Annotated in this window: 4 protein-coding genes; all 4 read left to right on the forward strand. The window is 67.5% G+C overall.

The window, feature by feature from the left end; translation table 11 throughout:
• Positions 1–31 precede the first annotated feature (31 nt).
• The 4 genes from PCA10_RS01695 to PCA10_RS01710 all read left to right on the forward strand — a co-directional run bounded on the left by PCA10_RS01695 (position 32) and on the right by PCA10_RS01710 (position 12,038).
• Positions 32–2,080 carry a methyl-accepting chemotaxis protein gene (locus PCA10_RS01695; protein ID WP_016490288.1) on the forward strand — a complete coding sequence of 683 codons (2,049 nt, stop codon included), beginning with the start codon at positions 32–34 and terminating at the stop codon, positions 2,078–2,080.
• Positions 2,081–2,145: 65 nt separating this feature from the next.
• The gene (locus PCA10_RS01700; RefSeq protein ID WP_016490289.1) at positions 2,146–3,006 is read left to right on the forward strand and encodes a protein-glutamate O-methyltransferase; all 861 of its coding nucleotides are present in this window, start codon (positions 2,146–2,148) and stop codon (positions 3,004–3,006) included.
• A gap of 9 nt (positions 3,007–3,015) precedes the next feature.
• Positions 3,016–11,022, forward strand: coding sequence for an Hpt domain-containing protein (locus PCA10_RS01705; protein ID WP_016490290.1), 8,007 nt, complete (start codon positions 3,016–3,018; stop codon positions 11,020–11,022).
• Positions 11,019–12,038: a chemotaxis protein CheB gene (locus PCA10_RS01710; RefSeq protein WP_016490291.1), complete on the forward strand. Its 1,020-nt coding sequence runs from the start codon at positions 11,019–11,021 to the stop codon at positions 12,036–12,038. Before PCA10_RS01705 ends, PCA10_RS01710 begins: the two co-directional genes overlap by 4 nt.
• The last annotated feature ends 9 nt before the right edge of the window (positions 12,039–12,047 follow it).

The following is a 12,047-nucleotide window of genomic DNA, read 5'->3' on the forward strand; positions in this document are numbered from 1 at the left end:
ATAAGTGGTTGGTCCAGGCGGGGGCCCGATAATGAAAAGACTGAACGCAGGCAATCTGTTTTCCGGGGTGCGCAGTACGTCGCTGATCGCAGGGCTCTTCGTAGTCCTGATCATCGCCATCGTGCTGTTGTTCGCGAACTTCGCGTACCTCAACACCCAGGCGAACTATGACAAGGAATACATCAGCCACGCCGGCGAGCTGCGCGTGCTGTCCCAGCGTATCGCCAAGAACTCCAGTGAAGCCGCGGCCGGCAAGGCCGAAGCCTTCGCCCTGCTGAAGGACGCGCGCAACGACTTCGAGACGCGCTGGAACTACCTGCTCAAAGGTGACGCCGCCACTGGCCTGCCGCCGGCACCCGCCGCCGTGAAGGTCGAGATGGACGCCGTGCAGAAGGACTGGGACAGCCTGCGCAAGAACGCCGACGCCATCCTGGCCAGCGAACAGACCGTACTCTCCCTGCACCAGGTAGCCGCCACCCTGGCCGAGACCATTCCGCAGCTGCAGGTCGAGTACGAGGAAGTGGTCGACATCCTCCTGGAAAGCGGCGCGCCCGCCAGCCAGGTTTCCGTGGCCCAGCGCCAGTCGCTGCTGGCCGAACGTATCCTCGGCTCGGTGAACAAGGTGCTGGCCGGTGACGAAGACTCCGTGCAGGCCGCCGACATGTTCGGCCGCGACGCCAGCCTGTTCGGCCGCGTACTGAACGCCATGCTCGAAGGCAACGCGGCGATGGAGATCAGCAAGGTTACCAACACCGAAGCCCTGGAGCGCCTGCAGGAGATTTCCGAACTGTTCGAATTCGTCTCCGGCTCGGTGGACGAAATTCTCGAAACCTCGCCCGAACTGTTTCAGGTCCGTGAATCCGCCAACACCATCTTCTCCGGCTCCCAGACCCTGCTGGACAAGGCCTCCGGCCTGACCACCGGTTTCGAGAACCTGGCCGGCGGCCGTGGCCTGAACACCCTGGCCGGCTACGTGCTGGGTGCCCTGGCACTCGCCGCGGTCCTGCTCATCGGCCTGGTGATGGTGCAGAGCACCCGCAGCCGACTGGCTGAAACCGCCGAGAAGAACGAACGTAACCAGGCGGCGATCCTGCGTCTGCTCGACGAAATCGCCGACCTCGCCGACGGTGACCTGACCGTGGCCGCGACCGTGACCGAGGACTTCACCGGTGCCATCGCGGACTCCATCAACTACTCCATCGACCAGCTCCGCGAACTGGTTGAAACCATCAACCTGACCGCCGTGCAGGTGGCCGCCGCCGCCCAGGAAACCCAGGCCACCGCCATGCACCTGGCCGAGGCTTCCGAGCACCAGGCCCAGGAAATCGCCGGCGCTTCCGCCGCGATCAACGAAATGGCCGTGTCCATTGACCAGGTATCGGCGAACGCCTCCGAGTCCTCGGCGGTAGCGGAACGTTCCGTAGCCATCGCCAACAAGGGCAACGAAGTGGTGCACAACACCATCACCGGCATGGATAACATCCGTGAGCAGATCCAGGACACCTCGAAGCGGATCAAGCGCCTCGGTGAATCGTCCCAGGAGATCGGTGACATCGTGAGCCTGATCAACGACATCGCCGACCAGACCAACATCCTCGCCCTGAACGCCGCGATCCAGGCGTCCATGGCCGGTGACGCGGGCCGTGGCTTCGCCGTGGTAGCGGACGAGGTACAGCGCCTTGCGGAACGTTCCTCCGCCGCGACCAAGCAGATCGAGGCCCTGGTGAAGACCATTCAGACCGACACCAACGAGGCGGTGATCTCCATGGAGCAGACCACCTCCGAAGTGGTCCGCGGTGCGCGCCTGGCCCAGGACGCCGGTGTGGCCCTGGAAGAGATCGAGAAGGTATCCAAGACCCTCGCGGCCCTTATCCAGAACATCTCCAACGCCGCTCGTCAGCAAGCGTCCTCGGCCGGTCACATCTCCAACACCATGAACGTGATCCAGGAGATCACCTCGCAGACCTCCGCCGGTACCACCGCCACCGCGAAGAGCATCGGCAACCTGGCGAAGATGGCCAGCGAGATGCGCAAGTCGGTTTCCGGCTTCAAGCTGCCGGAAGCCCAGGACATAGCCTGACCAGGGGAGGCGCCGCGGCCTGAGGTCGCGGCACGACGGCCATGAATCAAGGGCGAGACGACAGCATGCAGCCGAGCGGCGTCTGGGCCTTGAAACCCCTGGCCGACATGACGACGGCGGAATTCCACGACTGGCAGAAGCTGCTCGAGGAACGCACCGGCGTGGTGGTCAACGACCAGCGCCGTTCCTTCCTCCAGACCAACCTCAGCGCGCGCATGCGCGAGCTGGGGGTACAGGACTACGCCAGCTACTACCGCCAGGTCACCGATGGCCCGCGTGGGCTGGTGGAGTGGTCGACCCTGCTGGACCGGCTGACCGTGCAGGAGACCCGTTTCTTCCGTCATCCGGCCTCCTTCGAGCTGCTCGCCGACTACCTGCGCGGGCGTATCGGAGCGGGTCTGGAGCGGCCTCTGGAGATCTGGAGCGTCGGTTGCTCCAGCGGTGAAGAACCCTATTCGCTGGCCATGTTGGCGGCGCAGATCCTGAGCGATGCCGGGCAGCCGGACTACTTCGGCGTGACCGGCACCGATATCAGCCTCAGCGCCCTGGCCAAGGCCCGCGAGGGCCTGTATGGCGCCCGGCGCCTGGAACAGCTGGAGGCGGAACTCGCCGAACGCTACTTCCAGGTCCAGGACGATGGTCGTTACAAGGTGCTGCCGAGCCTCGCCGCGCGAGTGTGCTGCGCACGGCTCAATGTGCTGGAACTGGCCAAGGCGCCAATGTCCGGCATGGACGTAATTTTCTGTCAGAACCTGTTGATCTATTTTCGCCGCTGGCGCCGCCGGGAAATCCTCAATCGCCTGGCCGAGCGCCTGGCACCGGGAGGCCTGATGGTACTGGGCGTAGGTGAAGTAGTGGGTTGGCAGCATCCGGACCTCGAGCCGGTGGCCAATGAACAGGTTCTGGCATTCACCCGGAAGGGATAGCAGACGGCTATGACTGATCGGCACGACTACGTGGCCCTCGAGTGGGTCAAGGGCGAGATCGCGGAAACCCTGAAGCAGGCGCGGCAAGCGCTTGAGGATTTCGTCGAGAACCCGCAGGACCCGACGCGCATGCGTTTTTGCCTGACCTATATCCACCAGGTCCAGGGCACGCTGCAGATGGTCGAGTTCTACGGCGCGGCCCTGCTCGCCGAAGAGATGGAGCGTCTGGCCCAGGCCCTGATGGAGGGGCGCGTGGCCAACCGTGGCGAGGCCATGGAAGTGCTGATGCAGGCCATCCTGCAGCTGCCGCCCTACCTCGACCGCATCCAGAGCGCCCGCCGCGACCTGCCGATGGTCCTGCTGCCGCTGCTCAACGACCTGCGCGCCGCGCGCGGCGACAACCTGCTGTCGGAAACCAGCCTGTTCGCCCCCGACCTCTCCAGCGTGATGCCGGCACTCTCCATGGACAGCCTGGCGCGCATGAGCACCGCCGATCTGCCGGTGCTGCTGCGCAAGCTGCGGCAGATGCTGCAGACCGCGCTGGTGGGGGTCATCCGCAACCAGGACCTGGCCACCAACCTCGGCTACATGGCGCGGGTCTTCGCACGCCTGGAATCCCTCTGCCAGGATGCGCCGCTCGGCCCGCTCTGGCAGATCGCCTCCGGCCTCGTGGAAGGCCTGGCCAACGGCTCGGTGGTCAATGGCTCCTCCGTGCGCAATCTGCTGCGCCAGGTGGACAAGGAACTCAAGCGCCTGCTGGAGCAGGGCGCCGAGGGCTTCAACCAGGCGGCCCCGGAAGACCTGGTGAAGAACCTGCTGTTCTACGTGGCCAAGGCGCCGGCCCAGTCGCCGCGTATCCGTGCCCTGAAGGAGCGTTATCGCCTTGACGAGGCGCTGCCCGACACCGCCGTGGTGGACGAGGAGCGCGCCCGCCTCGCCGGCCCCGACCGCGACGCCATGCGCTCGGTGGTCACCGCCCTGTGCGAGGAGCTGGTACGGGTCAAGGACAGCCTTGACCTCTTCGTGCGCAGCGACCGCAGCGGCGTGGCCGAACTGGATTCCCTGCTGGCGCCGCTCAAGCAGATCGCCGACACCCTGGCGGTGCTCGGCTTCGGCCAGCCGCGCAAGGTGATCCTCGACCAGATCGACGTGATCCACGGCCTCTCCCTCGGCCAGCGCGAGCCGAGCGACGCTGTGCTGATGGACGTGGCCGGCGCGCTGCTCTACGTCGAAGCCACCCTGGCCGGCATGGTCGGCCCGGCGGACGAGGGCGGGGCGGAAGAGAGCCACCTGCCCACCACCGACGTGGCGCAGATCCACCAGCTGGTGATCAAGGAGGCGCGCAATGGCCTGGAACAGGCCAAGGACGCCATCATCGAGTTCATCGCTTCGCAGTGGAACCACGAGCACCTGGCCCGCGTGCCCGAGCTGCTGACCCAGGCCCGTGGCGGCCTGGCGATGATCCCGCTGCCCCGCGCCGCTGCCCTGCTGGGCGCGTGCAATCGCTACATCCTGGAGCAACTGCTGGCGCGCAAGGCCGTACCCAACTGGCAGAGCCTGGACACCCTGGCCGATGCCATCACCAGCGTAGAGTACTACCTCGAGCGCCTCTCAGAAGACCATGCCTCCCAGGGCGACCTGATCCTCGACGTGGCCGAGGAAAGCCTGGCCGCACTGGGCTATCCGCTGCAGGAAAAGCCCTCCATCCTCGACCGCGTGGACGAGGACGAGGCGCCGGCCCTGCTGGTGGACCCGCTGCAGGAAATCGAAGTGCTGGCCGCCGAGGAATCGGAGCTGCAGCAGCACCTCGATCCGGACGACCAGCCGCAAGCGCTGATGCCCGAGTTCGAATCCGCCGCCGAGCCCATCGATCTCGACCTCGGCGCATCGCTGGAACCTGCAGTGGCCCCCGTGGCGCTGGCCGATGACGGCGAACTGCTGGTAGCCAACGACGATTGGAGCCTGGACGAACTGCAAGCCCGGCCGTTTGCCGAGTCCATCGACCTCGGCCTGGATGCGCCGCTGGCGGCCGCACCCACTGCCGCCGCCGCTGACGGCGAGCTGCTGCTGCCCGACGATGGCTGGAGCCTGGACGAGCTGCAAATCGAGACGCCCGCCGAGCCCATCGAGCTAAGCCTGGACGCGCCGCTGGCGGTCGCGGCACCTGAGGCCTTGGCCGAAGAGGGCGAGCTGCTCGTCTCCGACGACAACTGGAACCTCGGCGAGCTGGAAATCGAGGCGCCCGCCGAGTCCATCGACCTCAGCCTGGACGCGCCGCTGACGGTCGCCGCCCCCGAGGCTGCGGCCGAAGAGGGCGAACTGCTCGTCTCCGACGGCAACTGGAACCTGGGCGAGCTGGAAATCGCTGCGCCTGCCGAATCCATCGACCTCAGCCTGGACGCGCCGCTGACGGTTGCCGCCCCCGAGGCTGCGGCCGAAGAGGGCGAGCTGCTGGTCTCCGACGACAACTGGAACCTGGGCGAGCTGGAAATCGAGGCGCCTGCCGAGTCCATCGACCTCAGCCTGGATGCGCCGCTGGAGCTCGACACCGCGCTACCGCTGGAACCGCAGCCCGAACTGCTGCCGGCTGACGGCGACTCCCTGCCCAGCCTCGACCTGACTGAACTGGAGGGCCTGCCGCCGGAAAGCGAAATGCTGTTGGCGGCCGATGGCGAACTGCTCGACCTCAGCCTCGAGGCGCCGCTGGAATTCGACGACGGCCAGCCCTTGCCGAGCTTCGACCTGGCCGACCTGGAAGAACTGCCACCGGCCCTGCCGGGCGACCAGCCCGCCCTCGACATGCCGCTGGAGGCCTTCGAAGCGCTGCCCAGCCTGGACTTCGAGGAGCTGCAGGCCGCGCCGGTCGTCGAGCCGCAAGCGCTGAACCTGGAAGACCTGCCGGCGCCCCTGGAATGGGACGAAGCGGCCCTGGCCGAACTCGGCCTGCCGGAAGTGGAACTGCCCGGTGCGCCGGAGCCGGTCGCGGAGGCCGTGGTCGAGCGGCCATTGTCCCTGGCCGAGGTCATGGCGGCGCCGGTCCCCGCCTTCAATCCGCCGGCCCGTGACGTGCCGCCGAGCCTGCTGCCGCCGCCCGCCGACGAAGAGCCGATCGACGACGAACTGCAGGAAGTCTTCATCGAGGAAGCCGGCGAAGTGCTGGAAACCCTCGGGCAGTACCTGCCGCGTTGGCAGGCCGACAGCAACGACCGCGATGCCCTGGGCGAAGTGCGCCGCGCCTTCCACACCCTCAAGGGCAGCGGCCGCATGGTCCGTGCCCTGATCATCGGCGAGCTCAGCTGGTCGGTGGAAAACCTGCTCAACCGCGTGATCGACCGCAGCATCGAAGCCAACGAGCCGGTGCACCAGGTGGTCCTGGACGTTGTCGAGCTGCTGCCGGAACTGGTGGAGGAATACGCCGCCAAGGCCCAGCGCCAGCGTGACGACGTCGACCAACTGGCCGCCACGGCCCATGCCCTGGCCAAGGGCTTGAACCTCCCAAAATCTGAAGCCCCGGGTTCAGAACAGGCCGTCGAGCCCGCGGGCGAGCCGCACATTGCCGTCATCACCGAGTCCGGCGAAGCGCTGGACCCGCAGTTGCTGGAGATCTTCCGCAACGAGGCCGAGCTGCACCTGGACACCCTCGCGGGCTTCCTCAAGGCCTGCGACCAGGAGCTGCCCCAGTCGATCAATGACGATCTGCAGCGCGCCCTGCACACCCTCAAGGGCAGCGCGCACATGGCCGGCATCCTGCCGATCGCCGAGATCGCCACACCCCTGGAGAAACTGGCCAAGGAATACAAGACCAACCTGCTCAGCATCGACCTTTCCGAGGCCGAACTGCTGCGCGAGGCGTTGAACCAGCTGCGCCACGGCGTGGCCCAGCTGGACAGCACGCCGCTGGCGCCGATCGCCGGCACCGAGGCGCTGCTGGAGCGCATCGCCCAGCTGCACCAGGACCGTCTGGATGCCGCCAGCGCCGCCCGCCGCGACGACAAGGGCGAATCCCGCGATCCGCAGATGATCTCGCTGTTCCTCGCCGAGGGCATGGATATCCTGCTGGACGCCGAGGACCTGCTGCGCCGCTGGCGTGAGCACCCGGCCGAACGCCAGGAACTGGGCGCGCTGCTGGAAGAACTGAGCACCCTCGGCCGTGGCGCCGAGATGGCCGAACTGCCGCAGATCGAAGAGCTCTGCGAAGCCCTGCTGGACGTCTACGGCGCCGTGGACGAAGGCAGCCTGCCAGTCAGCGAGCGCTTCTTCAGCGAGGCCGAGGCGGCCCACGAAGCCCTGATCGGCATGATGGACCAGGTCGCCGCCGCGCTCGAAGTGACACCCCAGCCGGAACGTGCGCGGGCCCTGCTCGACCTGATGCAGGAAGTCGTCGACCCGGCCGCCCTGGCCCTGCTCGAGCCGGACGCCGCGCCCGACCTGGAGATCGAGGAGCTGGACGCCGCGGACTTCGACTGGAAGCCGGCCGACGTCGAGGCCGTACCGCCGCTGCCGGAGCTGGTGGAAGAGCCCCCGGCGTTGCAGGAAGTCCAGTTGCCGGAGCTCAGCGCCCTGGCCTCGGACGAGCTGTCCGACCTGGATGAAGTCCCGGAGACCCTGGACGAAGAGATGGTGGCCATCTTCCTCGAAGAGGCGGTGGACATCCTGGAAAGCTCGGGCAAAGCCCTGGAGCGCTGGCTCGGTGAGCCGGACAACAATCCGGCCCTGCTGGCCCTGCAGCGCGACCTGCACACCCTCAAGGGCGGCGCGCGCATGGCCGAAATCCGCCCCATCGGCGACCTCGCCCATGAGCTGGAATCCCTTTACGAAGGCCTGGTGGACCGGCGCTATCACTACACGCCGCGCCTCGCCGGCCTGCTGCAGGCGAGCCACGATTGCCTGGCCGCGTTGCTGGAACAGCTCCAGGCGCGCCGCGCACTGGCCGATCCGCTGCAACTGATCCAGGACATCCGTGGTTTCCGCCAGGGTGGCGCGCAGAGCCTGTCCGCCGCCGTGGTACAGCCGCTTCCCGAGTTGGAAGAGGAGGACGACGAGCCCTCCTTCGATCTCGATGCCCCGCTGGACGCCAGCAACGACGCCCAGGTGGTCGAGGACCCGGTGCAGGCGCCCGTCACGGTGGAAACCTACGCCGAACTACCCCTGGCCGAGATGCTCGACATGGGTGCCGCCGAAGAGCCGGCCGGCTATGCCATGCCCGAGATCCAGGCCTTCGATAGCGACCAGGACCCGGAGCTGGTGGAAATCTTCCTCGAGGAAGGGTTCGACATCCTCGACAGCGCCGGCGCCGCCCTGCAGCGCTGGACCGAAGACCCGGACAACAGCCTCGAACTCGAAGCCCTGCAACGGGATCTGCACACCCTCAAGGGCGGTGCGCGGATGGCCGAGATCGGCCCCATCGGCGACCTGGCCCATGAGCTGGAATTCCTCTATGAAGGCCTGTGCGGTGGCCGCCTGCGCGCCAGCCCGGCGCTCTTCGGCCTGCTCCAGGCCTGCCAGGACCGCCTGAGCGAAATGCTCGACGCGGTGCGCGCGCGCCGGGCGCTGCCCGATGGCCAGGCGCTGATCGAGGCGATCCAGCGCTGGCGCGCCAATCCCAACGAACAGCTGAGCATGCCCAGTGCCGTGCGCTTGCAGCCGGCGCTCGAGGATGACCTGGACGCCGTGGCCGAGGCCGACATCCTCGATATCTTCCTGGAAGAAGCCGACGACCTGCTCGAATCCATGGAGGCCGCGATCGGCCGCTGGGAGGAAGTGCGCGAGGACGGTGCCCACATCGACGAACTGCTGCGGGTGCTGCACACCCTCAAGGGCGGTGCTCGCCTCGCTGGCCAGAAGCGCCTGGGCGATCTCGCCCATGATCTTGAACAACACCTGATCGAGGCCCAGCAGCAGGGCGCACCCTGGCCGGAAAGCCTGTTCCTCGACGTGCAGTCCGGCTACGAAGGCCTGCAGGCCGAGCTGGAAGAACTGCGCCAGCAGCTTGACCAGAGCCTGGCCGACGACGTGCCGACGCCGCCCCCGGCGCCGAGCCAGCCGGAGCTGCCGCAGCTGGCCAGCCCCATTGTCGCCGCCAGCGTGCGGCCGCTCAGCGTTGCCGAAGAACGCGTGCTGCCGTTCGTCCGCCGCGCCCAGGAAGCCGCCCATGAGGCCGCCGCCCGCCGTGCGCCGCAGGAGTTGGTGAAGGTGCCGGCGGAGCTGCTGGAAGGCCTGGTCAACCTGGCCGGTGAAACCTCGATCTTCCGTGGCCGTGTGGAACAGCAGGTCAGCGACTTCAGCTTCACCCTCAGCGAGATGGAAGCCACCATCGAGCGGGTCCGCGATCAGCTGCGCCGCCTCGACACCGAGACCCAGGCGCAGATCCTCAGCCGTTACCAGGCCGAGGCCGAGCGTGCCGGCTACGAGGACTTCGACCCGCTGGAGATGGACCGCCACTCGCAGTTGCAGCAGTTGTCGCGGGCACTCTTCGAGTCCGCTTCCGACTTGCTCGACCTCAAGGAAACCCTGGCGGCGAAGAACCGCGACGCGGAAACCCTGCTGCTGCAACAGGCACGGGTGAACACCGAGCTGCAGGAAGGCCTGATGCGCACGCGCATGGTGCCCTTCGACCGCCTGGTGCCGCGCCTGCGCCGGATCGTCCGGCAGGTGGCCAGTGAGCTGGAAAAACAAGTGGAATTCGTCGTCGGCAACGCTGAAGGCGAAATGGACCGCACCGTGCTCGAACGCATGGTGGCGCCGCTGGAGCACATGCTGCGCAACGCGGTCGACCACGGCGTCGAGAGCCCCGAGGCGCGCCGCGTGGCCGGCAAGCCTTCGAGCGGCACCATCCGCCTGAACCTCGGCCGCGAGGGCGGCGACATCGTCCTCACCCTGGCCGACGACGGCGCCGGCATCAAGCTCGAAGCGGTGCGCCGCAAGGCCATCGAGCGCGGCATGATGGACGCCGACTCCGACCTGTCGGATCACGAAGTGCTGCAGTTCATCCTCGAGCCGGGCTTCTCCACCGCCGACAAGGTCACGCAGATCTCCGGTCGTGGCGTCGGCATGGACGTGGTGCACTCCGAGGTGAAGCAGCTCGGCGGCACCATGAGCATCGACTCCACGCCGGGCGAGGGCAGCCGCTTCCTCATCCGCCTGCCCTTCACCGTGTCGGTGAACCGCGCGTTGATGGTGCTCTCGGGCGAAGACCTCTACGCCATCCCGCTGAACACCATCGAAGGCATCGTGCGGGTTTCCCCCTACGAGCTGGAGACCTACTACCAGCCGGACGCCCCGCGCTTCGAGTACGCCGGGCAGAACTACGAGCTGAAGTACCTTGGCGACCTGCTGGACAACGGCCAGCATCCCAAGCTGGTGGGCCAGAGCCTGCCGCTGCCGGTGATCCTGGTGCGCTCCAGCGAGCACGCCGTCGCCGTCCAGGTGGACTCCCTGGTGGGCTCCCGCGAGATCGTGGTGAAGAGCCTCGGCCCGCAGTTCGCCGGGGTCCACGGCATCTCCGGCGCCACCATCCTCGGTGACGGCCGCGTCGTGGTGATCCTCGACCTGCTGGCGACCATCCGTTCGCGCCACGCACACCTGGCGCTGCCCCAGCTGCGCTCGGCCAGCGCCAACCTGCTGCCGGCCGAAGTGGACGTGGAGCGTCCGCCGCTGGTGATGGTGGTGGACGATTCGGTGACCGTGCGCAAGGTCACCAGCCGCCTGCTGGAACGCAACGGCATGAACGTGCTCACCGCCAAGGACGGGGTGGATGCCATCACCCTCCTGCAGGAGCAGCGCCCGGACATCATGCTGCTCGACATCGAGATGCCGCGCATGGACGGCTTCGAAGTGGCCACCCTGGTGCGCCACGACGAGCGCCTGAAGGACCTGCCGATCATCATGATCACCTCGCGTACCGGCGAGAAACACCGCGAGCGCGCCATGGCCATCGGCGTCAATGACTACCTGGGCAAGCCCTACCAGGAGTCCCTGCTGCTCGAAACCATCCAGCATCTGGTCAAACGGACATGACAGAGAAGACTTCCGCACGCATCGCCGTGCTCGCCGATACCTCGCTGCAGCGCCATGTGCTGCAGCAGGCGCTGACCGGCAATGGTTACCAGGTGGTACTCAACAGCGACCCGGCCCGCCTGGACGAAGAGGCCCTGGCGGCCTGCGCGGCGGACCTCTGGCTGGTGGACCTGGCGCTGTCCGAGGACTCCCCCCTGGTGGACAGCCTGCTGGAACACGCCAGCGCTCCGGTGCTGTTCGGTGAGGGGCATGCCCCGGAACGCCACTCCGAGCATTACCCGCGCTGGGAACGGCGCCTGTTCGGCAAGCTGAAGAAGCTGGTGGGCGACCCGGCGGTGGCCGTCGGCCCGAGCCTCGAGACTCTCCTCGCCGAAGCCCAACGTCCGGCTCGCCTGGAACTGCCACGGGCGCTTGCCGATACCCCGCTGGTGGCCGGTGAGCCGGCTCGCCAGGTCTGGTTGCTGGCCGCTTCCCTGGGTGGCCCGGCGGCGGTCAAGGCCTTCCTGGATGCCCTGCCCGGCGGCCTGCCGATCGGTTTCATCTATGCACAGCACATCGACCCCAGCTTCGAGTCGGTGCTGCCCCAGGCCGTGGGCCGCCACAGCCAGTGGCACGTCAACCCGGTGCGTCCGGGCGACTGCGTGCGCTGCGGCGAAGTGGTGGTGGTGCCCATCGCCCGTGAACTCGGTTTTGCCGACGACGGCAACATGCTGGTGGGCGAGCGCCCCTGGCCCGAACCCTACAGCCCGTCCATCGACCAGGCGATGCTCAACCTGGCCCAGCATTTCGGCGCCCAATGCGGCGTCATCGCCTTCAGCGGCATGGGCAGCGACGGCAGTGCCGCCGCCGCCTACCTGCGCCGCCAGGGCGGCCTGATCTGGACCCAGAGCGCCACCAGCTGCGTCTGCCCGAGCATGCCCGACAGCCTGCGCGAAGGCGGCTACAGCAGTTTCAGTGGCGACCCGCGCGAACTGGCGGCGAAGCTGGTCGAGCATCTGGCCGCGCAGTGCAATTAGCCCAGGAAT

It is taken from the genome of Pseudomonas resinovorans NBRC 106553, assembly GCF_000412695.1.
In the GTDB taxonomy this organism is placed as follows: Bacteria; Pseudomonadota; Gammaproteobacteria; order Pseudomonadales; family Pseudomonadaceae; genus Metapseudomonas; species Metapseudomonas resinovorans_A.